A 25,487-nucleotide genomic window follows, 5' to 3' on the forward strand; every position below is an offset into this window, starting at 1 on the left:
TACTTTTTGGAGATTTCTGAGGTATTAATTGAGTTTTTTCCATGATTATAACAGCCTCTCTTCCCCTAGCCGCTTCGACGTCCAGTTAGCTAAAAGCAGTAACGTTACACTTACGACTGTTTTAAATATGCCTCCCGCAGTGGCTAAGGAGTAATTCCCTTGCCCAATCCCGTATTTCAATACAAATATATCAATCGTATCCGACCAGTCTACAGTAAGCCCGTTCCCTAACAAGTACGGAACCTCAAATCCGACATCCAGTACATGTCCTATGGACATGATCATCAGGATTACAATGGTTGGTTTAATTCCCGGCAATGTTACATTGAACATTTTTTTGTACCGGTTAGCCCCATCAATCTCAGCAGCCTCATATAAAGCTGGATCTATAGAAGCCATAGCAGCCAAGTAGATGATTGTACTCCATCCAACCTCTTTCCAGACGGTTGAAGCACCCACAATACCCCAGAAATACTTCCCTTCACTCAACCAAAGGATTGGTGAATCGATAAGATGTAATTTCATGAGCACGATGTTGATAATCCCGTCGTTAACCGAGAGGGAGACACCTACAATCCCTGTTACAATAATCCAGGAAAGAAAGTGAGGTAGGTAGGATATGGTCTGCACGGTTCTTTTCCAAAATACATTTTTGATTTCATTAAGAAGTAAGGCCAATGTTATCGCGGTTATAAATCCTAGAAAGAAATTAATTAATCCCATAGCCAGTGTGTTTCGTAGTACCCTTAAAAAGGTATCATCCGTAAATAGAAACTTGAAGTGTTTCAAGCCGACCCATGTCTGTTCGCCAAATGCCTTAGCTGGTTTATAATCCTGAAAAGCCATTGTCCATCCCCAAACAGGTACGTACGCAAATAGTACAATATACAGCAGCAATGGAACTGACATCCAAATCAGCTGTTTCTGATTCTTAATCAAGGTCATAGTAATCGGTTGCTTCTTTTTTCTTTTAGGATGCCGGTTAACTTTTTTTCCCGTTAAAATCTCATCCATATATTTTCTCCCCACATCATCCATATATTTCAGAAAGTGGTTGGCTAATAAGCCACCACTTTCTGATTTTTAAGCAAGCTCTAACTATTTAACACTCCAAGTATCAAATCTCCATTTAAGCTGTTCATTGATTCTGTCTTCGTAAGCTTTAATATCCGCTTTATGAAGTTCTCCAACAAATTCAGTCCAAACTTTATCGAAATCGGAAGGGCTAGCCAAGATTGCTTTTGGCAGGTACTTGGTCTTAACTTCTCCCATCTTCGTATCGGCAATTTTTGCTGGAGAATTTTCAACAAGATCTATCGACCAAGCAGGATAAGCCACTGGGTTCGGTCCAGGCTTACTGAAGAAATCTACATAACTGTTGAATCCATATGCTTCAAGAACTTCCTTGTCATACGCTTCCAACCCTGCTTTATATTCTTCTGGTTGGGCTGCCGCATCCGTTGAGTTACCGTCTGCAAAGTACCCTTGCATTTTCGGAGCGGTAGCATACCAAGCTTCTGCTTTGTTACTTAGCTTCCATGTAGCATCAACTGCGTTATCCCGTTGCTCCTGGTTTCTTATAAAGCGACCGTCTACCACTTGATAATCTTCGCCTTCAATCCCCCAAGTGAGGGTTCTTTGCCAATCTTCTTGAATCAATGTGTCCATAAGTTTAAGGATTCTCACTGGATCCTTAGCATTGACAGTAATCCCGAATCCATTATTCAAGTTAAGAGCAGGACGATCCAGATAATAATCTTTGGTGTTAGTATCATACACAAGAGGCAGACCTACATAAGTGCTCATATCTTTCCCTTGTGTCTTGAGTGAATCTTCTGCTTTACCAAAGTTCCAGTGCTGATCAAACATTCCCAGTACGGCTCCGCTAGACAATTTAGCTAAATATTGGTCATAATCCATTACAAATGCTTCTTTATCAATAATACCCAACGCATTCATATCATTAAGTTTTTTATAGTACTGCTTTGCATAGTCTTTATCCGCAAAGATTTCTGCTACGTTATCCTTAACTACTACTCCGCCATCATTAGGATGACCGATCAGATGCTGAGGAGCGTTAAACAATCCCCAGTTTCTCCAGTCTTTGTTATGAATCTCAAACCCAATTGTTGGTTGACCATCAATGGTTGGATTTTTCTCTTTATATTTCACGATAAGATCGAAATACTCGTCCAAAGTTTTAACCGTTGGATAACCGGCATCTTTAAGTACAGCTTTCTGAATCCAGAAAGCTGGGCCAGAGTAATAGGTTGTATTCATCTCACCATTGTACGCACCATAGTTTGGAAGTGTATAAATGTGTCCATCATTGGGATCCTTCATCATGTTCCAGTAAGCTGCGTAATGCGCTTTCAAATTCGGAGCGTGTTCTTCAATTAAGTCCTCGAGAGGAATAAATGCACCTGCTGCCGTCAGTTGGGTATTGGAACTCATCAGATCTGGATAATCCGAACCGGCAATCATAACGCCAAGCTTCTGTTTAAGGTCTCCAGCCAAGAATTCAAAATTGAATGATGCGCCTGTTTTTTCTTTGATCATCTTGTAAATTTTGTTATCTGGTGTGGGTTGCTGACCTGCTTCTCCAAGAAAGATACTAACTTCAAAAGGCTCTACCTTCTTGTCATCGGTTCCAGCTGCAGTTGCAGCTGTTGTTTCTGCCGGTTTGTTTTCCCCCTTAGCAGTATTACCGCTGTTATTTCCACCGCACCCTGCTAGAGCAAAACTTAGGGATAACACAGCAATCAGACTAAGTTTGAACTTTGATATTGACTTGCCCCCCATAAAGCACCTCCATATTTTGTTGGTGTAACCATATTGTAAGCCCTTACAAGTTAAATTATAGAGGTGATGATGCCATTGATAATACACCAGAACTAAAGGTGTACCCCCAAAAAGTTTAGGTATTCGTATGTTTAAATTCATTAGGGCTCATCTTCATCTTCTTTTCAAATTGTTTGAGAAACTGACTATAATTGGAATACCCTACTTTCTCGGCGATCTCACAGTTTTTCAGCTTATTGTGTTGAAGTAAACGCGCAGATTCCTTAATCCGGAGGTCATGCAGCTGCTCATTAAAATGAATGCCATTCTTCTTGATCAATAATTGTCCCAGATACACTGGATGCAGGAAGAATACCTCCGACAGCTTTTTAATTGTAAGATTTTCGTGATAATGCGCTTCAATATAGTTGTTGATTTCCTGTACAATCCCCTGTGATTTTTGGATTTGTTCTTTTAGAAGAATATCAATACTCGCCTCACCACATGATAAAAGATTACGCATTAAATCGTTCAACTTCATCATCGAGTCCCGTATTTCGGGGATTGTTATTTGGGTTAACAAGGAGGATACCTGAACTTCACTAGCTTTCGAAGTAAACTCAACGATCTTATACATAATATGAATAACGATCTTCTTCACAACCTCTGGAGCGATGCGCATCTCACGAAAACTGCGAGAGGCCAAGCCCACAGCTTGTTTAAAGCCTTTTATGTCCAGTGTGTTAATAGGCCTCATTAAGTCATCCATCAGTTGAATTTGATCATAGTGATAGCTGAAGGGACTATCTTTGGTTCCCTGATAGGTCAAGAATCCTGAATGATCCGAATTATAAAAATAATACATTAACGCTTCTTTCGCCGTTCGGTAGCTATTCGCAATTTGAAGCAAAGAGCCCTCGCTATCCCCTACTGCAATATACATGGCTTGCTTAGGGTGTTCATTCAGCAAGGGAGCTACTGCAGGATATATTGCGGCACCCTCATCAGACTCCGAAGGATAGCCGTATACGATTCCAAAGCAAAAAGCCTCCAGATCGATCAGAAACATCGATTCCGTATTCGTTAGGAGAGCTACTGCTTTCTCTCTGATTTCCGTATACATCGTCGGGTCTGTCTGTAGTAAACAAATATTCCAAAGGCTTTTGCCTTCCGATAGACGTGTAAGAACTGTAAAGTCTGACTTATCTTCTGCCTTCTCATTCAGAATGCTCTTAAGAAGAGAGACAACTTCCTCTGAGTTTGCCATTTGATTTAAGCTTCGCTTCTGAGTTTCCTGTTCTAATTCCCGATATATCTCCTTCAATTCTTCTGACGCCTCTTCTTCGAAAAGCGGTTTCATCAGATAATGGTTAATGCCATAACGTATAGCTGTCTTAGCATATTCAAACTCACTATAACCGCTTAGTATGGCAAACTTAATCGGTTTAGTCTCCTCTTGCTGCCAGGCGGAAACCATTTCCAGACCATTCATTAGCGGCATATTTACATCTGTAATGACAAGATCCGGCAGTAGCTGCTTTATTAACTGTAAGCCCTCTTTGCCATTACTGGAGGTTCCACATACTTCAAAGCCAAGCGCCTGCCAGTCTATCCATAGCTGCATCCCCTCAAGAGCACTAGGCTCATCATCGATCAACAATACTTTGTATTTCATAGGCTCCCTCACCTTCTAGCTATTTTTTCGTTCCAGGAGCTTTAGCGGAATGCCAAACGTGACAACAGTCCCTTCATTCGGGACACTGCTGATTTCAAAGCGAACCTGATCTTCATAATATAGTTCCAGTCTGCGATACACGTTGCGGATTCCGATATTCGTTCCTGAGGAGGCTTCTTCATTTTGAACATTAAATAAAATTTCTTTAAGCTGGCTTGGTTCGATCCCTTTGCCGTTATCTGAAATCGTAACTTGCAAACGACCATCCTCGATTTCCGTCTTTACTTTAATGATACCGAGTCCTTCTATGGCCTGCAGACCATGCTTACAGGAATTTTCTACTAACGGCTGCATGCTTAGCTTTGGAATTTTATATTGCAGCGACTGCTCATCGATCTCAAATTGATAGTCAAATTTATCTCTGAACCGGAATTTTTCTATTTTCAGATACATCTCAATGAACGTCATTTCTTCTTCCAATGTAACGAGATCTTCTTTCCAGCTAAGTAGTCTTCTGAGCAACTTGGATAAACTCTTAATGATGTCTGTAACGTCCGAATAATTATTTTTGGTACAGACCACTAAAATGGCATTTAAAGTATTGAAGAGAAAATGGGGATTCATCTGACTTTGCAAAAAATTCAGTTCAGCCCTTACTCTTTCCATCTCCAGGTTATTCTTTTGAATCTCTAGTTTGTATACATCGTTAATTAGAGAATTAATTTTAGTGGTCATTCTATTAAAGTTGTGAATCAAGTCACCAATCTCATCTTGTCCTTCATCGATTTGAATAAGATCGAATTTCTCATTCGTTACTTTCTGCATATGCCTAGACAACCGTTTCACCCGATAATTGTACGATCTTAACATCACATATAAAAAGGCGGTTGTGAGCAAGGTGACAATGGACGCCAAAATACCCGCATAAATTCGAATCTCCATAATCGCCTGAGCAATACGCTCCCCTTGCGTAACCCCTATAATTCGCCAGCTTTTTATATAACTAGCCCCGCCAACGGGTACAATATGTATGTCTTCCTTGTGCTCATCATCCTGAAGCTCGAACACAGGATAAGGATCCTTCGTACCCCTCTGATACCCGCTCTGAGCAGACATAATGATTTCATCCTGCCCGTTAACCAGGTAAAGACTCAAATAATCCTTTTCTCTAATTATAATGTCATATATTTTACTGAGATCCAGGTCAATTCTAAGCAGCTTCTCATAGGTATTCAGTGAGCTGTATACATCCATTCGCTCAATTACACTTAAATACGGGGCATTAGAAGCCACATTAGGCGCTGCGCTCATTTGATAAGCAGCAAGAAACATATGTTTATTCGCAGCACTGAACTGCTTATACCACTCACTCTCCCTTACCTTGTCCGTGATGACCTGATAGTTACTACCGGAAACAATGGAGTCATTATTCGTAAATACAGTAATTCGTTCAAGTTGATTGTTAACTGGCATATAACTGTTCATCCGATCTCGAAGCTGTTCGTCGAAGGTGTCATAAAATTCAATCAAGTTCCCATACCTCCGCTCTAGCAATTCATACAGATTCTTATCCGAGGACAGCGTATAACTAACTGCTACTCCACCCTCAATGAAATCTTGAATATCCTTTCTGGCCCTCTCTAAAGAGATTTCTAAGTTTTGCTGTTCTCTGGATTTGATCAAATCGGAAATCCGATCCAAGAAAACAAGGTTAATAATAATAATAGGGAGTAGAACGCCTATAACGTAAATGAGGGAAAATTTATAGTTCAGTGGAATGTCATTCACTACTTTTCTAAATCTAAATTTTTTTCTCTCCATACGAAACACCTTGCTTCCCCTAGAGCTATTAGTTTTTATTTTCATTTTTATAAACCGATGGGACTACCCCTACAATCAGCTTGAACTTATCAATAAAATAGTCTGTGTTTGAGAATCCCACCTGCACCGCAATATCCGATATTTTCAGCTGCGTTCGCTTAAGCAGACTTTTGGCTTCCTCAATCCTTTTGGCATTTAAATATTCACTAAAGCCCTGCCCCGTTTGTTTCCTGAATAGCTGTCCCAAATAGGTAGAATTGATATGAAATTGCCGTGCTAAATCCTGAAGCTTCAATTTATTCCGAAATTCACGATCCACACACTGAATCACCTTGTAAATCGTATTTTGTTCATTCTGCTGCTCTAATTCAGATAGATAGACCGTCGCCAGCATACATAGACTTTGAACATAGCGGCTTAATGCAAAATAATCATTTAATTCCCCTAAATTTCCATATTCTTGCTGAATCTTTATCATCATCGTATCTGGAGTACCATTCATTTGAGCTATAAGTGTACAAATTGTAAGCTCCAAATGAGCCACTTGGGCTTGCACGATTTCAATCGTCAACAGATTCTCTACGAAAGAGGCGAACGCTTCTTTTACACAAGGTTGTATCTGTTCTAAATCATTTGCCAGGACCTTATCCAGCAGCTGTTTGAAGTGATCCTTATGGTGTTCCTTCTTCTTTAGAACCCTAAGCTCGCTATAATAAAAGATCCCCCTCTTCTGCTGATGTGTCTTTCGTTTCCATACATCAAGTGCTTGCATATAGATTTCTCGAATCGAACATATGCCTACCATTCTAGTGCTAATCGCCAGGAGTACCGGTTCATGTAAATGTTCAGCGATATCCGAACGAATCTGGTTGACGATAGCGTCCAGACTCTCATTCCCAATAGAAGCAGACTCAAGAATGATCCCTGTTCTTCCCGACCGATCCTGAAAGAAACGGGTACATTCCTTGGGAAAATAGTCGACGATCCGTGAATGCAATGGATTGATGGACATGGCTGGTTCGATAAGAATACACATTATCTCTGCATTCGCTTGAAGCTTCAACGTGCTCTGGGTTAGAAGCTCTAAATTTTCGTTATACTCGCCTTGTATTAGGCGGTTGACGATATTATTTACGACAAAGAATTGCTTCTTATCAAGCTCCTCATTGGAAGCGATTTCATTTTGGATCATAGGCGTAATCCTGCTTAATAAGGACTCTATTTCTTCATCATCAATAGGTTTTAATAAATAGTCATTCACTCGTTGCTGCAATGCCGTACGTGCATATTTAAAGTCATCATACCCAGTCAATACCACAAATTTCGGAGGCTTTGTCATCACTTCATTCAATTTTGCGATAAGCTCGAGACCGTTAATAACCGGCATATTAATGTCCGTTAGGACCAGTTCCGGTTTATATTCTTGTATAAGTCTCAATGCTTCTGAGCCATTATGGGCTTCCGCGCACACTTCAAAGCCATATTTTTCCCAGTTAATCATCGTTCTCAGCCCTTCAAGCACCCAGGGCTCATCATCCACGATCAGAACCTTCAGCATGATGTTCACTCCAATCTCCTAAGATAAGGCTCGCTTTCTTATGAAAATATATATTATGCTAACACAATTGGATATTGTTGTGAATTCATAATTTTCCCTTCTTTTGCTTAAAACAGTACTTTTAAATCTGGTAAAAGCATAAAAAAACGACGTATCCAGACTTTCAGACACATCGAGTTCAGTATGTTTTTAGTTAATAAGCTACCTTCGAACTAAGGTTGTTCTCGTGATTGATTAACCATTCTTTTCTTGCAATGCCGCCGCCGTAGCCCCCTAATTCACCATTACTATTAATCACGCGATGACACGGAACCAAGATCGATAATTGATTCGCTCCATTAGCTCTGGCTACAGCTCGACAAGCCGAAGGGTTGTTTATATTCTCTGCAAGCTCCTTGTAAGAGACCGTCTGGCCTACAGGAATTCTTCGAAGTTCATTCCATACCTTTTGCTGAAAATCAGAGCCTAAATAACGAATCGGTGATTTAAACTCCGTAAGTCCCCCTTCGAAATAAAGAGTTAATTCCTCTTCAATTTGCTCTAGCACCGGTACCTTTTCAGGCAAAAGAGTTGCATTTAAGCGGGTACGTAATCTCTTAATCTCGTTCTCAAGTCCCTTTCGATCCACGAATTCCAGCAGTAAAAGGTACTCTTCATCTGCAATCGCAAGCATAGATCCTAATATCGTTTCTATCCAGGTACAGTACAGCACTTTAATCTGCTTGGAGTGATTCGGGACCGTTCCCATCGTTCTTGAAAAAGCATCCCTAAACCCATTACTCGAATCATACCCGCTGTCCAGTTGTACGTTTATGATAGAATCCCCATTCCTGATATGTTTGAATGCCAGCCCTAAACGTCTGGAACGTGCATATTCAATAAAGGTCATCCCAAATTGCTTCTTAAATTGCCGGCGTGCTGTATTTGCACTTATCGACAGCTCATCAAAATCTTTATCGGTCCATTTTCTTTCCGGATTACGCTCAATAGCTTCGACAAGAAGCTTTACTTCTAAGGACATTTTCGTGGGATTAGACAAAGGCTGGCATCTTTTACAAGGTCTATAAGACGCTAACAAAGCTTCTTTGGCTGTTGCGAAAAACTCACAATTTTCTTTATAAGGCTTTTTAGCGGGGCAAGTTGGCCTGCACATAATACCTGTTGTTTTTACGCCGACAAAAAATACACCTTCATAATTGGAGTTTTTTTCGACTAACATCTCATAATATTTATCGATTTGCTGTTTATTCGTGATCATAGTGTCGTTAGCTCATTTCTAAATAATGTGCGGGTGGCTGCAGAATGGACCGGGCATCGTCTTGAAGATGATGCTGTGCTTGAAAGTAACTATACGGTCCATAGCTAATTCTTTTTACGCCAAGCTCCTGCAATTCAGCATTTGAAATCATACCATCCATCACCATAACATTTACAGGCAGTGGCGACTGCTGCACAAAATATTCAATCAAGTTTCGATCGGTGAGTCCCGGTATAAAAATTCCATCCGCTCCAGCAGCAGCGTAAGCACAGGTACGCTCAATTGCTTCATTCACTAAATCCAAAGAATGCTTCCCATTTTTGAAAAAGAGATCGGTTCTGGCGTTAATAAACACCTTCTTCTGAAGTTTGGCTGCCACTTGCTGTATACTTCGAATACGATGACTTTGTTCCTCGATTGCCCATAATTCATCGTCCGGATGATTCACCTTTTGATCCTCAAAATTAATCCCACAGATGTCTAGCTGGAATAATTGTTCTATGTTATTGGCTAAGGACTCTTCATTTACAGCATACCCACCTTCAATATCTACCGTCAATGGCACAGATACATGTTCTGCTATTCTCGTAACAGCCCACAGTAGCTGCTCAAATGAGAGCTGTTCACCATCCGAATACCCCCATGCATCCGCCATAGCGAAGCTGCTTGTGGCTATAGCCTTTGAACCGGCTTTTTCTATCGCTTTAGCCGAAGCTACATCCCAGCAGTTATATAGCATTAGCGGATTTTCTTGATCGTGCAAAGACTTAAAATAGTCATAGTCATTTCTGTTCATCAGTGGTCATCTCCATTAAATAGAATAGCACCACTATATAATAGACAATGATTCGCCATACCAGAAAAATTAACACCAATCTTTTTTCGCAAAAAAAAACACCGATTGATGATCTCATCCTATAAGGACCTGATCATACCATCGATGTTAGTATACAGTTTAAAGTTCTACCTTACGGAGTGATGGTTTGGAGGAAGGTTTAGGTGACTTTTTCCCTGTTCGCATCGGTATGATTTGTGGTGCAGCAATTCCGATCAGAACAACGAAAATTCCAACCCAGCGAAGTAGGGATACTTCTTCTTGCAGGACTAACACGGAGGCTACAACAGCTGCCGGCAACTCCGCCGCACCAAGAATCGTTCCCAGACCTGATCCCAGTTTCGGAACACCAATAGAAAAGAAAAGCACAGGAATAACTATACCAAGCAACCCTAAAGGAAGACCATACTTCCAAAGTCCATCTGTAAGTGCTCCGTCATAAATAAAGGAAGGGGAAAAAACAACCATAATAATAATCATTGCACTTGTAGTCATATACAAGCTTTTATTCACAGCAGGTACCTGCGTAGCCACTCTCCCACTGACAAAAATATAAAAGGCAAACGACACCGCAGACATCAAACCGAAAACAATACCACTCGTAGTCATTTCGCCTACACTAGGTTCTAGAATCCCCCCAGCTAATATGGTTCCTATCAAAAGAATAACCATTGAAATTATTTTCTCTCGACTAGGCCATTTTTTATCTACAACAGCCTCCAGAATCACACCAATCCAAGTAAATTGGAATAAGAGAACGATCGCAATCGAAGCAGGTAATTGTTCGACGGCAAACCCATAGAAAATCCCCGTCATACTAATGGTAATCCCCGCGCCTAATAACGAAGCACCTACCTTTAATCCGAGTTTTTTCCGGGAAAATAATACAACTAACAAGAGCAGCATACACCATCCAAAAAAGTATTGCGACCCGACCAGTTGCTGCATTCTAAATCCATCGTTCATTCCAAGCTTGACGATCGTAGACAGCGATCCATAACTACATGCTCCTATAAATACTAGTAAAGCATATTTGAGTAACTTCATATTCATCGTAATCTTCTTTCCTTTCTGTTGAACCATCCTATTGAACCGTCCAAATCACATAATAAAGCCCCTTGTCATCGAAATGACAAGGGGCGACTGAAACCAAAGAATACATCTTTGACAAAATTCCGCCACTCCATCCACTGGATAGAGTTTGGTTTATTTACTTATAACAATACGAATTATAATATGATAAATCACACAGGGTGTCAACTTGAAATGTTTACAATAACTTTATTTCGGTTATATTTCAAACTCTTCTGTTGAATTTGAAAGACCACCATTCTGTACACCACTATTATTGGCTACAGCAAGAACATAAACCTTATATTTGACACCTTTAACAATTGAATCTCCGTTTACATCCCTAGTCGCAGTGAATATTGAAGGATTCGTCCCGTTAGGGGTTACAGACGTATAATACGAGGATCTCACCTCAATAGCATCCGCAGAGCCAAACCCTTGTTTGGAAGGAACCACCAATACTCGATATTCAGAAATATTGGACTCATTGGCTGATTTTACGAAACTAATCAGGATTCTCCCATTCTCCTCTTTATACGTTACATTGGTTACAGAGCTCACTGGGCTCTTAGTCGTAGACAACGTAATAACCGATGACTCCCAGGACAAAGCATTTGGACCGGCATAATTCCCACTACCGACAGATAACACATACACTTTATAGCTGGTTCCATCCTTTATCAAATTGCCACGTACGTCTCTGGCTGAGGCGTCTAAGACTTGACTCGTACTGTTGCCTGAAGTACTTACCAAAGTGTAGTTGGAACTGGATACATTATTCGCTTCGGATAGGCTGAAGCTGCTGTAATAGGACGTAGGCACCACCATAATTCGGTATTGGTTAATGTACGTTTCATCTGTGGCATGGCTAAACGACACCTTTAGATCCCGGCCATCGCCATAGTCATTTACATCGCTGACACTCAAGTTTGTAACGGCTTTTACGCTAGAATCATTCAACAAAGTAATGACCGATGAAGCGGAAGAGAGCACATTCGAATCCCAATAAATCCCGCTTCCGATGGTTAACACATATACTCTATAGCTAGTTCCATTCTTTATCGAAGCTCCGAGAACGTCTCTAGTTGACGAATTCAATACCTGACTGGTAGAAGACCCAGATGTACTCACCGATGTATAGTTGCTACTTGATACATTATTCGCTTCAGCTAAACTAAAGCTACTATAATAGGATGTGGGTACTACCATAATCCGATACTGGCTAATATAGGTTTCATCCGTCGGATGAGTGAAGGACACTCTCAAATCTCGGCCATCACCATAGTCGTTAACGTCACTGACACTCAAGTTTGAGACGATACTCACACTAGAATCATTCAACAACGTAATGACCGATGAAGGTGACGAAAGCACATTGCCAGTATTACTGCTTCCAATAGATAAAATATATACTTTATAGTTGACTCCATTCTTTATCAAAGCTCCACGTACATCTCTGGTTGATGAAGTCAATACTTGATTGGTTGTAGTACCTGTTGTACTCACTGCTGTATAGTAGGCACTGGATATATTATTGGCTTCAGCTAAACTAAAGCTACTGTAATATGACGTCGGAACTACCAGGATACGATACTGGCTAATATAGGTTTCGTCCGTCGCATGAGTAAATGATACTCTCAAATCTCGGCCATCATTATAGTTGTTAACGTCGCTAACACTTAAGTTAGAAACCCCTATGTTGGACAGCGTAATTGCTGATGAAACAGAAGACAACACATTATTTGCTGCATTACTGCTATCAATTGCCATGACAAACACTCTGTAGCTCACGCCAGTTTTAACAAGAGCTCCGTCCACATCTCTGGCTCCTGAAGATAAAATTTGCGTGATATTATTACCCGTCTTGCTGACTAACGTGTAATTAGCACTGGTCACATTATTTGCTGTAGCTAAATTAAAATTCGAATAATTAGTAGCTTTGACAACAAATATCCGATAAGAACTTACCTTCGACTCATCTGACAGCTTATTGAAGCTGACCGATAAATCTCTTCCATCCCCATAATCGCTTATATCATTTACTTGTACATTATTTATTGCCGCTACAGTCTTATTCACTAGTGTCATAGTGGAGGATCCACTAGAAAGTGCACTGGCATTACTTCCTTTGCCAACCGTCAAGACATAAGCTACATACGCTTGATTACTCTTAATTAAATCACCATCAACAGTCCTCGAAGCAGAAGTCAATTGAATCGAAGGATTAGTACCTGTTGGTAATACCGTAGAATAATTGTAAGAGGTTATCGTTTGTGCGGACGACAAGTTAAGAATATTCCCTGATTTCACAATCAAAACACGGTAATGATCCACTAGTGACTCATTTGCCGCTCGAGTGAAACTAACCTGAAGATCACGACCATCACCGAAATCACTCACATCCTGCGCTACTACGTTGGATACTGGGCCTGCATTTCCAACGTTAGAGGCTGAAGTCGTTATAGTTACAACTTGCGTCTTGGGGTTCCATCCCACTTCATGGCCCAGTGCTTCACTGACGAACCTTGTTGGGACCATCGTTCTCCCCTTCAGATTCAAACCAGGCACGTCTAGAGTTACAGCCTTATTGTTAATGGTGGCGGTCTTTGAGCCAATCTTTAACATAATCGTTGTATCATCTTTAGTTGCAGTTACAGTTTGTGCTTTTTGATTCCACTTGATGGTGGCATTAAAGGCTTCAAAAATAGCCCGCAACGGTACCATCGTCCGTCCATTCACCATCACCGGTGCTTGATCTGTAGATAATCGAACCCCGTCAATAATAATACTGATCGGAGTAGCAGCCTTTACAGAGGATTGAAACATCATCGGAAAGACTACTAAAACTACTAAAATTGAAATCCATAACTTCTTCACAGATCCACCCTCCTGGAATGACGAATACATTTTTTACCTACTCATCTGACGCTTCTAAGTATATAAAAGTTTCATGATTTATAGGTTACAAAAAAATAATCTAAACTTCAATCAAACCTTGATAAAAGAAGAGCTAAGCACCCGGAGAAAAAAAAGGAGAGAGAGTGGTATTACCACTCTCTCTCCTTACGTTTATCGAATCATCATATTCTGTAGCGTCCCAAGGGTATTACACTTTTCTAGCCTGAGATCGGTACATCAAGAACAAGAAATACGGTGCTCCAATTAGCATGATAATAAGACCCGATGGAATTTCTTTCGGCGCCATAATGGTTCTACCCAGCGTATCTGCAATCACGAGCATCAATCCGCCAAGTAATCCTGACAGAACAATAGATCGTCTTGTGTGATGCCCAATCATCATCCGTACAGCATGCGGCGCCATAAGTCCGAGAAACCCAATGGTTCCTACACTTGCAACGGCTCCCGCTGCAAGCATCACACCGATAATCATCGCCCAAAGCCGAGTTCCGCGAACGGGTAAGCCCAGACCTGTTGAACTCTCATCGCCAAATGCTAGTAAATCGAATCTACGTCCTAAATAATAAGCAAAAGGAACGAGTACAATCAGGAAGATAAACAAGCTATTAAATTGATTCCAGCTTCGTCCGTAAGTCGAACCCGTTAACCAAATTAAGGAGCTGCTGCTCCATAAACTGCCCTTGACGATCATGACCTGTATTCCCGCAGAAGCAATTGCCGATACTGCAATTCCAAGCAGAATAAGGACCGATGGATTCAAGGCTCTACGCCATGCCATAACAAACACAAAGGCTGCAGCCAAAGCACCACCCGCAATTGCTGCAATAGGGACTGCTAATACCGTCAATGCCGGAAAAGCGACCATTACGGTTAACGCCCCCAATCCAGCACCCGAGGTCACACCAATAATGGAGGCGTCAGCCAGCGGATTTCGGACAGCGCTTTGAATCAAGACACCGCTAATGGCAAGCGCGATACCGCCTCCAGCCGCAACGAGTGTACGCGGAAGCCGTAAATTCAGCAGGACGGAATAAGATCCATCTCCGCTGTGGATAAGACTGCTCAGTAGCTCGCTAATCGGTATTCTCGTTCCCCCAAGTGACAAACTCACAAGGATAACCGCAACGAGCAGTACGGTCATGGTTATCACCGCCGGAACAAAGCGCATCCGAAGCGCAGTTCCACCTATATTCATAGATGACTGACCTGAGCCTGAACCCGATATATTCTTCATCTTGGTGAGCACCAGCCATATGAGCCAAGGTGCTCCAATAATCGCCATAACCGCCCCAACTGGCATCTCACCTACACTGCTACGAACCATACGCGCAAGCGTATCCGCTGCCGTAATGAGCAGTGCTCCCCACAGCGCACTTGCAGGAATGAGCAGGTGATGCTTTCGAATACCGCTAAGCCGAACCAGATGAGGAGCCACCAGACCAACAAATCCAATCGGACCGACCACGCTGACCACGACTGCAGCCAACAATACAGATAAACCTAGACCTAACCCCCGTGCCAATCCAACACGTTGCCCGAGTGAACGAGCAGTGGACTCATCAAGCTCCAACGCATCAAACTGCCTACCTGCGAGCATAGCTGCTATTAGCAATGGAATAACAAAAGGCCAGGCATACTTAACACCGTCCCAATCTAGCTGAATCAGTGAGCCTGAGCCCCATAAAAATAGATTTTGCGTTTCGTTCTTGTTAAAAATATGTAGGGCCGATGTAAACGCGCCGAGAACCATAGACACGATCATACCTGATAAAGCTAATCGAACAGGCGTGGCCCCCTTACCACCACTCAACAAATAGGCAGCCAGTGCAGCAAGCAGCCCCCCTGCTACTGCAAGCAAAAATGGGAACTCATGCTGCAAAGCTGGAAAAGTAACCATACCTAGGACAACCATAAAATAAGCTCCAGCATTAATCCCCAATGTATCTGAGGAAGCAAGCGGATTCTTCGTTATCGTTTGCAATAATGCTCCAGCCGCAGCTAGAGCGGCCCCAGCCAGTAGGCCAATCACCGTACGCGGCATCCGGATATCCCAGAGCAGATTATGTTCCATCACATCCTGACGATTTAGCAATCCCTCCAATACCGTAGCTGCAGGGATTTTGGCTTCACCGAAGCCTAGGCTTAGAATGGACAGAACAAAGAGGGCGGCAAGGCCGCCCCCAAATATTCCAATGATTCGCCAAGTCATTCCGCTTGAGGCTTCTTTGCTGCTCTTCCCGTTCATAAAAGCACTCATTTCGTTAATGTATTTATAACTTCATCCACGATAACTTTGGAGGATATCGGACCGCCGAACACCCAAGTAGTACTGCTCAATCCGAAGGTACGATTTTCTTTCACAAAGTTAAGGCCGTTCCACACGGAATTATCCTTCAGCTCTTTCGTGAAAATATTATCATCCTTCTGGACGATATACATCAGGTTAGTATCCTGAACAGCCGGCAATGCTTCAACCGTTGATGTAGTGAAGCCGTAAGCTTCGAATTTTTCGGGTTTCCAGTCGTTCTTCAAACCAATTCGTTCCAATGTTTGTACAGCAAGTGAGTTATCTGTAAAAAGACGCAATGTTGCCGCATTCTGATAGCTGTAAGCTTGCGTCAGCACGTAATTCAAGCCTTCTTTACCTGCTTCAGCCAGCTTTGCCTTCGCTTCCGCATAATGTGCATCCAGGTCAGCAAGAACCTTATCGCCTTCCGCGGTTTTACCTACAGCCGCTGCAATTGTTTTGAAAGTATCTTCCATCAACGTATACTGATTGCCTTGTCCTTCTTCCGGATACAGACCGAAAATCAGTGTTGGAGCGATGCCTTTTAATTGATCATAAATTCCTTCGTGTCCACCCGTATTCGCAATAATCAAATCTGGCTTTAATGAAGCAATGGTCTCTAGATCTGGCTCGTCGCGTGAACCAACATCCGTTACGCTTGCATCGAGTGGCACTTCAGAAGTTACATATAATTTGTAGTTTTCGTTATCGGCATTCCCCACCGGCTGCATTCCGAGCGCAATAATATCTTCCGTAAATGTCCACTCCAGAACTACAACCTTTTGCGCAGGTTTATCCAGCTTAACCTCGCCTTTAGAATCTTTTAATACGATCGGACCGCTTGTAGATTCACTACTTGCGTTTTCAGAAGCTGGTTTGTCATTTTCTCCCGTGTTTGATGTTGAATTATTCTTTTGGTTAGTACCACAGCCCGATACTACCAATATGATAGCAATAACCATAAATAAACTAATTAACCTTTTGTGCATTCTCTTTATCCCCCTGTATATAACGCTCGAAGTTATATTCTATGATAATTGTTATCATTCTATTGATAATGATTATCATAGATAACATAATAGTTATCTTATACGTGATTCCACCGAAAGTCAAAGTTAAAATTTAATATAGCTGAACTTTTTTTAAAAAAAATCCTAATAAATCAAGGGCTTCCTTGATCATTAGGATGTTTGCTACTCCATTTTTTGGTTTGTAATTCTTTCAATGTGTATGGTGAGATACAACATTTCATCATTTATTAATTCACGATTGTATGTTTTATCAATATAGATTTTTATTTTCTCAACGCTGGCGAAAGCTTCTTTGTATTGCTCCTTCACTAAATTAAATAGGCCATTCTCATTATCCGGCGGTGGAGTGCCATTAATGAGACGTTGGGCAAAAAATTTCAAGTGAGTGATAAACCGATAATAAGCGAGGGACTCCTCATCATACTCTAGTCTAAAATGATGCTTCACTATATTTAAGATGTCATTCATAATCTTCGTAATATTGACCATATTCGGCATCTCTTCATTCAGTTCAGCATTCACCAAATGGAGAGCAATATGTCCAGCCTCATCCTCGGGAAGCATACTGCCAAACTTTGAATGAATAATTTGAAGTGCAGCTTTCCCAACCTCATATTCTTCCTTATAGAACTTTTTGATCTCCCAAAGCATGGCGTTTTTAATCTTCATCCCTTTTGAGAATCGCTCTAACGCAAAGCTGATATGATCGGTCAGACTGATGTAGATACTATCATCCAGCATTTTACCTAGTTGCAGCTTGGCGAAATTGATAATCTCTTCTGAAAGCTCCATATGCTCTATTGGAATCTCAGAAAGCAGTGTTTTTAGCTTATCTGAAAGCTTTTGATTGCTTAAAGTGAAGATCTTTTCAATTTTGTCTTCTTCTAAATAGTCCCCTTGTTTTTTCTTGAAGGCAAGTCCTCTTCCCATGACTACCAGTTCAAAATTAAGATCATCTATGACAGTAACAACATTGTTGTTTAACACTTTTTCGATCCGCATACGGCAACCCCTTGTACCAGAAATTAAAAAAGGCAAAACCAAAAGTAACCATTAACAAATGGCTAAACTTCGGGTTTTGCCTGCACGACCAGTAACAATCCACAATTATTAATTTATAAAAATCATACCATGGACTTATTTAATCGACAAGCATCTAACAATCCTTTCCATTATGCGCAACTAGCTATATTTTTATAATGTTTTTCATAAAAAATCGACCTCTCAGCATTCAGACTAAGAGATCGATTTCGTGTTAATTCTTATGGCCTGCACTAAATCAAACTATAACAGTCATCAAATCCTCGCCCGGTGTGATCGCTGCTTTCTTGGTGCCAATGACGTCACTATAGTTAGCTGTATTGGTGATAATGATTGGCGTTGTGCTTTGATAGCCTTCATTTTTTATTTGTTCGAGATCAAATTCAATCAGTAGGTCACCCTGTTTAACCGTTGCTCCTTCTTCCACTTTCACATCAAAGTATTTCCCTTTTAACTTCACAGTTTCTATACCGATATGGATCAGGACTTCAACGCCATCATCCGATACGACTGCAATACAATGACCTGTTCTGAAAATAGTGGATACAACCCCACTTACCGGGGAGTACAGCTTACCTTCTGAAGGTTCGATTGCCATCCCCTTGCCCATTGCTTCAGAAGCAAATGCAGCATCATCTACTGAGGATAAAGGGATTACTCTACCAGCTAGAGGGCTTACAACAGTCGTACTTTTCACAGCGTGTGGGAGAATAACTTCGCTCTCTTCAGTATTCGTCTTTTCTTCTACACCATTTGATGTTTCTTCTACAGCATTCGCTTTCTTTTTGTCTTCAAAACCAAAGAACATCGTAATCACCGTAGCCAATATAATCGTCCCAAGAGCTATGATCGCTTGAATAGCCAAAGGTGAGAATGCAGGAAGACTTAATACGCTAACAAATGCGAATACTTCCATTTTTACACCAGCAAGACCCGACATCGCTCCACCTAGACCACCGGCAATAGATACATAAATAAAAGTCCGTTTGTAACGTGTCAGCAATCCGTAAATAATAGGTTCAGTTACGCCTGAGAGCGCGCCAGGTAAAAAGGTACTTCCGGCCAATGTTTTCAACTTTTTGTCTTTTGTTTTCAAGAAAATCCCTAAGGCTACACCAAGTTGGGCGAAAATAGCCATACCTGCCATTGCATAGATCGGATCTCCACCCTTAGCAATGTTTTCAAGAATAATCGGAACGAGTCCCCAGTGCAAACCGAGCACGGTCAGGTACGTCCAGGAAATCCCCACAATTGCACCCGTAATAATACCACTCTTACTGCTGAGGAACACAATAGCGTCTCCGATTAAGTTCCCTACATTCACTCCAAACGGTCCGAAAACCAAAATGGTTAAAGGAACAATTAACATCAAACATAACATAGGTACCAAGAACAATTGTAAATCCTTGTGTATAAATTTTCTTAGTTGCTTATCTAGTAAAGCATATATACAGATGGCGATGAAAATCGGAAAAACGCTCGATGAATAATCCGACATTACTAAAGGAATACCTAGAAAATGTGGAGATTCAACACTGGCTAATCCCGTAATATTAGGTTCGAGTAAGGCCGCACCGATAGCGCCCCCTACATAAGCATTTACACCAAGTCTAATCGATAACGTAATGCCTAGGAAAATTGGCAGGAAGTAAAACACAGCATTACTAGCGCCGGCTAGTACTTTGTAAGTCTCTCCATCCGCCGCTAAAACATGTAACGAAGTCAGTACAGTTAATAGCGCTTTCAACATACCCGCACCCGCTAAGGCACCAATTAAAGGCGAGAAGCTTCTAGAAATCACATCAAAAATCAGGGTTCCTATAGGTTTCTTAACCGTATTATCGCCAGAATTATTACTAGGGGATATGGATTTGCTTATCTCTTTATAGACATCAGCAACATGGGTACCCACAATAACTTGGAATTGTCCCCCTTTGCTAACCGCACCAATAATCCCTTCCATTTTATCCAGCTTTTCTTTATCAACTTTCTGTTCATCATTAAGCGTGAATCTTAGTCGAGTAGCACAGTGAATTACGTTGTTAATATTTTTCTCTCCACCGACAGATTGAATGATGTCTTTACCTAGCTGTTCATAACTCATTATCCTACACCCCTTTGGTAACCGATATATTAATCAATCGAGAAGGAATGAACGCAAAAAAACCTAAATCACATTCATGCACGAGAAAGAAATCTCCCGTAAACATAAATGAAACTTAGGTTTTGCCTGCTATGCAGTAGCAATCCTGATATCCGATTAATTGTTATTTACAAATTAACATGTTCAATTCATGATGTCAACCGACATCCTAGAACAGGTTCTGTCCATTTGATTCAATCACTTCTTTGTACCAGTGGAAGGACTTCTTCCGGTATCGTTCAAGAGTACCTGAACCATCATCATGACGGTCCACATAAATGAAGCCATAACGTTTCTTTAGTTCGGCGCTCGTTGCGCTAACCAAGTCGATGCAGCCCCAGCTTGTATAGCCCATGACTTCCACTCCGTCGGCAATAGCCTCCGCGACCTGAACCAGATGATCTCGTAAATAATTGATCCGATAGTCGTCGTTTATTACCTTTTCGCCGTTCCCATCTAATACCAGCTGATCGACAGCGCCAAGACCATTTTCCACGATAAACAGCGGTTTCTGATATCGGTCGTAGAACATATTCATAACATAACGCAAGCCTTGTGGGTCGATCTGCCAGCCCCATTCGCTCGCTTCCAGATACGGATTAGGCACCCCACCCAGCAGGTTCCCTTCTCCTCTGATCTGTTTCTCAGGATCAGCCGTTTCACAAGTGCTCATATAGTAACTGAACGATATGAAATCCACAGTATGCTTCAGAATCTCTTCGTCCCCTGGTTCAAAATGAATGTGAATCCCATTTTCTTTGAAGAACCGCTTCATATAGCCAGGGTAATACCCTCTAGCATGAACATCCGCAAAGAACATATTTTTGTGATCACTTTGCATTGCCTTGATCAAATCGTCCGGATGCGGAGTGAGCGGATAAATCGGCATACTGAGCACCATACACCCGATTTGGAAATCAGGATTGATTTCATGGCCGATTTTCACAGCCAGAGCACTTGCTATGAACTCATGATGAATAGCTTGATACAGATCCTGCTTACTCAATTTCTCTAACGGCGTATTGATCCCGCCACTCATAAATGGGAACTCAAGAATGGAGTTAATCTCGTTAAAGGTCAGCCAATATTTAACCTTGTTCTTGTAACGATTATATATCGTTCTCACGTAGCGCTCGTAAAAATCCACCATCTTACGGTTAACCCATCCATCATATTCTCTTGCCAGATGTAGCGGAGTTTCATAATGGGAGATAGTCACCAGTGGCTCGATGCCGTATTTATGACACTCATCGAATAGGTCGTCGTAAAACTGCAGACCTTTTTCATTGGGCTCCAGCTCGTCCCCTTTCGGAAAAATCCGGGACCAGGCAATGGACGTCCGGAATACTTTAAAGCCCATTTCCGCGAACAGCTTAATATCTTCTTTATATCGGTGATAGAAATCGATTCCCACCAGCTTCATATTATCGTCGGTAGGAACCTCTGTAGGCGCAGACTTAATCCCCTTCGGCATAACATCTTGGGTGGACCATCCTTTACCATCCTCCTGATACGCCCCTTCAAGCTGATTGGCTGCTACAGCACCACCCCATAAGAATCCTTTTGAAAATTGCAATTCCATATTTTTTCCCGCCTTTGCTATTGTGATAGTATAGGATTACTGCTCTAATTCGAATCCTAAACCTTGGAACGCGTTACATGTCAAGTACTAATCATGTGAAGGAGAACAAACCGATGTCCACTCTTGACGAAATCGCTAAGCTGTCGGGCTTTTCCAAAGCCACGGTGTCCCGCGTCCTGAACCAATCGCCTCATGTTAGCAAGGAGACTCGTGCGAAAATTCTCGCCATCATGAAAGAAACGGACTATGTTCCTAACCGAAATGCCATTTCTTTATCCAAAGGTCAAACACAACAAATCGGCATGATCACCATGGACCTAAACGAGCTTATTCTGAGTTTTATGAACAGCTTCGTCGAAATCTCAGGTCGTTACGGATACCAGACGATTATTTATACTACCGGCGGGGATAAGCAGAAGGAGCTTCAGGCTTTTGAAGATCTCAAAATGAAACGGGTCGACGCCCTACTCATCCTAACCTCCGTCAACGAACAGAATGTTATCTCTTCCTACTGCAAATACGGACCCATCGTATCCTGGCAGCGTATGGACCATCCTGAAATACCGTCCGTGGCCATGAACCAATATGATGGATACACACTCGCTTTGGAGCATTTGATAGAGCGGGGGTATAAGCGCATCGCTAATGCTTTTGGCCGTCCCAGCAGCATTAATACCCACAGTAGACGCCTAGCCTATGAGCAAATCATGACCAAATATAATCTTCCCATTATGGAGAAATGGTATTACTCTACGATTTACAGTATCCGCGACGGAGAGCAGTTGCTGCGCTCCCTTATGGATGAAGCAGACCGGCCAGATGCGATTCTGTGCTCCAATGATTTGGTGGCAGCGGGTATTCTCAACGAAACACGCAGGCAGAATTTGGACGTGCCCGGGGATCTCGCCATCGTTGGTTTTGATAATTCAGAGCTATCGCGAACTCTTGGAATCACGACCATTCTGAATCCGATTGCGGGACAAGCGGAGAACGCTTTTCTTCTGCTAGCTCCAGTGCTGCTTGAGCGGGATATGGAGCTGCAGCCACTTTCGTTTACATTGGTGGAACGGGAGACTACTTAGTTTGCCCAACCGCTAAAGACTTTGTCTTTAGCACTTTTATCAATTAGAATTATGGGGAAAAGGGTCAAATCCGAAACCTATTGGAGTGAAACCATGATTAAGATCCTCGTTGTGGAAGACGATAAGCATGTCAGAAAGCTGATGAACGCTGTCCTGAAACGGGAAGGTTATGAAGTATTAACCGCCGAGAATGGAATCCAGGCACTGGAAGTTCTTGAAGTCCAGCATATTGATCTAATTATTCTCGATATCATGATGCCGGGGATGGATGGTTATGAATTTGCCGAGGAGCTAAGGAATGCGAACAACATGATCCCGATCCTCATGGCCACGGCCAAACAGCTTCCAGAAGATAAGAAAAAAGGCTTTCGCCTCGGAACCGACGATTATATGACCAAACCTGTAGATACAGAAGAAATGCTGTTGAGAATACAAGCCCTTCTGCGCCGCTCGCAGATTGTAAGCGCCCGTAAGCTTGTAGTCGGTAAAATTATTCTTGATTTCGATACGTTAACAGTAACTCGAGACAATGAAAAACAGACACTTCCCCAGAAGGAATTCCATCTCCTTTATAAGCTTTTATCCTATCCGGAGCGCATTTTCACTCGAATCCAGCTGATGGACGAAATCTGGGGGATGGACAGCGAGACTACGGACACTACGGTTAATGTACATATCAACCGCTTGCGGAAACGGTTTGAAAACTATCCGGAATTCGAACTTGTGTCCGTCCGCGGTCTCGGATACAAGGCGGTGAGAAAATGATCAAAAAGCTAAGCAGCAAAATCAGTCTGCCAATCTACTTCTCGCTTGCTGTATTCATTATTTTCCTCATTACAGTGTTAATCACCGGAATTCTGACCTACTTGTCCTTGGCCTTCGGCCTACTTGATGAGCGGATTCTTCAGGACAAAAAAATTCTCACCTTGATTATATTGATTGCCTGCATTATTATCGGCACCGTCACATCAGTAATTACCAGTCGCAGAATGCTGAAATCAATCCGCACATTTATTGATGCTATTGACCAACTGGCCGGGGGCGATTTCTCCATGCGGCTGCAGCTCAAGCACCCTCCGGAATTCAAGATTCTTTCCGAGAATATTAACCGGATGGCCGAGGAACTGGGTGGCATTGAAATTCTGCGAACAGACTTTGTAAACAATTTCTCCCATGAATTCCGTACTCCGATTGTGTCGATTAAAGGGTTCGCTGAAATCCTGAAGGATGACGAGCTGAGTAAGGATGAACGGAATGAATATCTGGATATTGTTATCGAGGAATCTACCCGTCTGGCTACACTGGCCTCCAATGTATTGAACCTCTCCAAAGTGGAAGCACAGGCCATATTAACCGACCGGCAGCCCTTCAATGTCGGAGAACAAATTCGCCAATGTGTCCTGCTACTGCATACTAAACTTACGAAAAAGCATATTTCCTTCAAAGCCAACGTACAGGACTATAGGGTACCTGGGAATAAAGAGATGCTGAACCAGGTCTGGCTGAATTTATTGGACAATGCGATTAAATTCACTCCCGAGCACGGCGAAATCGAAGTTACTATGAGGCAGTTGAAAGATCAGGTTGAAATTACGTTCCGTGATAATGGAGCAGGCATCAGTCCAAGTGCACTTCCCAAGGTCTTCGACAAGTTCTATCAGCAAGATACCTCTCACTCTACTGCCGGTAATGGCCTGGGGCTTACGATTGTCCGAAAAATCATTGAGCTGCACGGCGGAACCGTCACCTGCGACAGTGTTCCAATGCAAGGAACCACTTTCACCGTGCTGCTCCCCGATTTTAAAAAGGTAAATAAAGAATTGGGGGTTACCAGTAAATGAGTGTACAATTCAAAAAACTGAGCGGCTTTAACCGGGGAATTCTCCTTGAATTATTGACAGATGCGTATTCATTTGATCGCAGATATGAACAAAGCTCTATTTCTGATTGGCAGGATTTTGACAACTTTTTCTTTGACCATTTACAAATTGCAGATAAATATGCTTTTATCACAACCGTAAATGAAGAACCCATCGGATTTGTGGTGTGGGACCCGAGAAACATGCCTGAGTATGCAGAAATCGGACATAATTGCATTGCTTCAAAACATAAAGGCAATGGTTATGGTAAAATCCAGCTTCAAGAGGCGGTTAATAGAATCACCCAGAATGATGTAACAAAAATTATTGTAACCACGAATGACGATTTAAACCCTGCTCAACGGATGTACGAAAGTGTTGGATTCACAATGTATCAAAAAAGGAAAAGTGAAACTGGCGCAGACTTTATTGAAGAATTCATAGATTATGTGTACTTTTTATAAAATGCTAATGTGTTCACGTATATCTGCTCAAACAGAAGAGACCACCCCAAGCAGTCATTCTATGGCTTAAGGGACGGTCT

At 41.9% G+C, this 25,487-nt stretch carries 18 protein-coding genes; 4 read left to right on the top strand and 14 right to left on the bottom strand.

The features are described 5' to 3' along the window. Positions 1 to 45: 45 nt before the first annotated feature. The 14 genes from NST34_RS27440 to NST34_RS27505 all read right to left on the bottom strand — a co-directional run bounded on the left by NST34_RS27440 (position 46) and on the right by NST34_RS27505 (position 22,002). Positions 46 to 1,014: an ABC transporter permease gene (locus tag NST34_RS27440; RefSeq protein ID WP_076285296.1), complete on the bottom strand. Its 969-nt coding sequence runs from the start codon at positions 1,012 to 1,014 to the stop codon at positions 46 to 48. Between the two features lie 84 nt (positions 1,015 to 1,098). After that, a complete protein-coding gene (locus NST34_RS27445; protein ID WP_341129158.1) occupies positions 1,099 to 2,802 on the bottom strand; it encodes a sugar ABC transporter substrate-binding protein in 1,704 nt (567 codons plus the stop codon). 115 nt (positions 2,803 to 2,917) lie between these two features. Next, positions 2,918 to 4,456, bottom strand: a complete 1,539-nt coding sequence (locus tag NST34_RS27450; RefSeq protein WP_341129159.1) for a response regulator transcription factor — start codon at positions 4,454 to 4,456, stop codon at positions 2,918 to 2,920. 15 nt (positions 4,457 to 4,471) lie between these two features. After that, the gene (locus NST34_RS27455; protein ID WP_076285332.1) at positions 4,472 to 6,277 is read right to left on the bottom strand and encodes a sensor histidine kinase; all 1,806 of its coding nucleotides are present in this window, start codon (positions 6,275 to 6,277) and stop codon (positions 4,472 to 4,474) included. A 28-nt stretch (positions 6,278 to 6,305) separates the two neighbouring features. Further along, on the bottom strand, positions 6,306 to 7,835 hold the full coding sequence (locus tag NST34_RS27460; protein ID WP_076285333.1) for a response regulator: 1,530 nt from the start codon (positions 7,833 to 7,835) through the stop codon (positions 6,306 to 6,308). Between the two features lie 193 nt (positions 7,836 to 8,028). Beyond that, on the bottom strand, positions 8,029 to 9,093 hold the full coding sequence (locus tag NST34_RS27465) for a bifunctional transcriptional activator/DNA repair enzyme AdaA (RefSeq protein ID WP_076285299.1): 1,065 nt from the start codon (positions 9,091 to 9,093) through the stop codon (positions 8,029 to 8,031). Positions 9,094 to 9,100: 7 nt separating this feature from the next. After that, positions 9,101 to 9,889, bottom strand: coding sequence for an isocitrate lyase/PEP mutase family protein (locus NST34_RS27470; protein WP_341129160.1), 789 nt, complete (start codon positions 9,887 to 9,889; stop codon positions 9,101 to 9,103). A 159-nt stretch (positions 9,890 to 10,048) separates the two neighbouring features. Continuing rightward, positions 10,049 to 10,975, bottom strand: a complete 927-nt coding sequence (locus NST34_RS27475; RefSeq protein ID WP_341129604.1) for an EamA family transporter — start codon at positions 10,973 to 10,975, stop codon at positions 10,049 to 10,051. A 243-nt stretch (positions 10,976 to 11,218) separates the two neighbouring features. After that, a complete protein-coding gene (locus tag NST34_RS27480; protein ID WP_341129161.1) occupies positions 11,219 to 13,876 on the bottom strand; it encodes a stalk domain-containing protein in 2,658 nt (885 codons plus the stop codon). Between the two features lie 229 nt (positions 13,877 to 14,105). After that, positions 14,106 to 16,175, bottom strand: a complete 2,070-nt coding sequence (locus tag NST34_RS27485) for an iron ABC transporter permease (RefSeq protein ID WP_341129162.1) — start codon at positions 16,173 to 16,175, stop codon at positions 14,106 to 14,108. Then, positions 16,172 to 17,194, bottom strand: a complete 1,023-nt coding sequence (locus tag NST34_RS27490; protein ID WP_341129163.1) for an ABC transporter substrate-binding protein — start codon at positions 17,192 to 17,194, stop codon at positions 16,172 to 16,174. Before NST34_RS27490 ends, NST34_RS27485 begins: the two co-directional genes overlap by 4 nt. 204 nt (positions 17,195 to 17,398) lie before the next feature. Further along, positions 17,399 to 18,238, bottom strand: coding sequence for a BglG family transcription antiterminator LicT (licT, locus tag NST34_RS27495; protein ID WP_341129164.1), 840 nt, complete (start codon positions 18,236 to 18,238; stop codon positions 17,399 to 17,401). A gap of 277 nt (positions 18,239 to 18,515) precedes the next feature. After that, positions 18,516 to 20,381 carry a beta-glucoside-specific PTS transporter subunit IIABC gene (locus NST34_RS27500; protein WP_341129165.1) on the bottom strand — a complete coding sequence of 622 codons (1,866 nt, stop codon included), beginning with the start codon at positions 20,379 to 20,381 and terminating at the stop codon, positions 18,516 to 18,518. Between the two features lie 208 nt (positions 20,382 to 20,589). Then, complete coding sequence (locus tag NST34_RS27505) at positions 20,590 to 22,002, bottom strand: glycoside hydrolase family 1 protein (RefSeq protein ID WP_341129166.1); 1,413 nt, start codon at positions 22,000 to 22,002, stop codon at positions 20,590 to 20,592. A gap of 113 nt (positions 22,003 to 22,115) precedes the next feature. Here NST34_RS27505 and NST34_RS27510 point away from each other — a divergent pair, with 113 nt between their 5' ends. The 4 genes from NST34_RS27510 (at position 22,116) to NST34_RS27525 (ending at position 25,407) form a co-directional block, all read left to right on the top strand. Continuing rightward, positions 22,116 to 23,084: a LacI family DNA-binding transcriptional regulator gene (locus NST34_RS27510; protein ID WP_341129167.1), complete on the top strand. Its 969-nt coding sequence runs from the start codon at positions 22,116 to 22,118 to the stop codon at positions 23,082 to 23,084. A gap of 93 nt (positions 23,085 to 23,177) precedes the next feature. Continuing rightward, positions 23,178 to 23,849: a response regulator transcription factor gene (locus NST34_RS27515; RefSeq protein WP_341129168.1), complete on the top strand. Its 672-nt coding sequence runs from the start codon at positions 23,178 to 23,180 to the stop codon at positions 23,847 to 23,849. Next, entirely contained in the window at positions 23,846 to 24,925 is a 1,080-nt protein-coding gene (locus NST34_RS27520; protein WP_076285308.1) for a HAMP domain-containing sensor histidine kinase, read from the top strand. Before NST34_RS27515 ends, NST34_RS27520 begins: the two co-directional genes overlap by 4 nt. After that, on the top strand, positions 24,922 to 25,407 hold the full coding sequence (locus NST34_RS27525) for a GNAT family N-acetyltransferase (RefSeq protein WP_076285309.1): 486 nt from the start codon (positions 24,922 to 24,924) through the stop codon (positions 25,405 to 25,407). Before NST34_RS27520 ends, NST34_RS27525 begins: the two co-directional genes overlap by 4 nt. Positions 25,408 to 25,487: the final 80 nt, after the last annotated feature.

The organism is Paenibacillus sp. FSL H7-0714 (assembly GCF_038003765.1).
GTDB lineage: Bacteria > Bacillota > Bacilli > Paenibacillales > Paenibacillaceae > Paenibacillus_AQ.

What these genes read in the sequence shown, in the direction of transcription:
- NST34_RS27440 (WP_076285296.1), bottom strand. Translation starts at nt 1,014, where the DNA reads ATGGATGAGATTTTAACGGGAAAAAAAGTTAACCGGCATCCTAAAAGA.
- NST34_RS27445 (WP_341129158.1), bottom strand. Translation starts at nt 2,802, where the DNA reads ATGGGGGGCAAGTCAATATCAAAGTTCAAACTTAGTCTGATTGCTGTG.
- NST34_RS27450 (WP_341129159.1), bottom strand. Translation starts at nt 4,456, where the DNA reads ATGAAATACAAAGTATTGTTGATCGATGATGAGCCTAGTGCTCTTGAG.
- NST34_RS27455 (WP_076285332.1), bottom strand. Translation starts at nt 6,277, where the DNA reads ATGGAGAGAAAAAAATTTAGATTTAGAAAAGTAGTGAATGACATTCCA.
- NST34_RS27460 (WP_076285333.1), bottom strand. Translation starts at nt 7,835, where the DNA reads ATGCTGAAGGTTCTGATCGTGGATGATGAGCCCTGGGTGCTTGAAGGG.
- NST34_RS27465 (WP_076285299.1), bottom strand. Translation starts at nt 9,093, where the DNA reads ATGATCACGAATAAACAGCAAATCGATAAATATTATGAGATGTTAGTC.
- NST34_RS27470 (WP_341129160.1), bottom strand. Translation starts at nt 9,889, where the DNA reads ATGAACAGAAATGACTATGACTATTTTAAGTCTTTGCACGATCAAGAA.
- NST34_RS27475 (WP_341129604.1), bottom strand. Translation starts at nt 10,975, where the DNA reads ATGAAGTTACTCAAATATGCTTTACTAGTATTTATAGGAGCATGTAGT.
- NST34_RS27485 (WP_341129162.1), bottom strand. Translation starts at nt 16,175, where the DNA reads ATGAGTGCTTTTATGAACGGGAAGAGCAGCAAAGAAGCCTCAAGCGGA.
- NST34_RS27490 (WP_341129163.1), bottom strand. Translation starts at nt 17,194, where the DNA reads ATGCACAAAAGGTTAATTAGTTTATTTATGGTTATTGCTATCATATTG.
- licT (WP_341129164.1), bottom strand. Translation starts at nt 18,238, where the DNA reads ATGCGGATCGAAAAAGTGTTAAACAACAATGTTGTTACTGTCATAGAT.
- NST34_RS27500 (WP_341129165.1), bottom strand. Translation starts at nt 20,381, where the DNA reads ATGAGTTATGAACAGCTAGGTAAAGACATCATTCAATCTGTCGGTGGA.
- NST34_RS27505 (WP_341129166.1), bottom strand. Translation starts at nt 22,002, where the DNA reads ATGGAATTGCAATTTTCAAAAGGATTCTTATGGGGTGGTGCTGTAGCA.
- NST34_RS27510 (WP_341129167.1), top strand. Translation starts at nt 22,116, where the DNA reads ATGTCCACTCTTGACGAAATCGCTAAGCTGTCGGGCTTTTCCAAAGCC.
- NST34_RS27515 (WP_341129168.1), top strand. Translation starts at nt 23,178, where the DNA reads ATGATTAAGATCCTCGTTGTGGAAGACGATAAGCATGTCAGAAAGCTG.
- NST34_RS27520 (WP_076285308.1), top strand. Translation starts at nt 23,846, where the DNA reads ATGATCAAAAAGCTAAGCAGCAAAATCAGTCTGCCAATCTACTTCTCG.
- NST34_RS27525 (WP_076285309.1), top strand. Translation starts at nt 24,922, where the DNA reads ATGAGTGTACAATTCAAAAAACTGAGCGGCTTTAACCGGGGAATTCTC.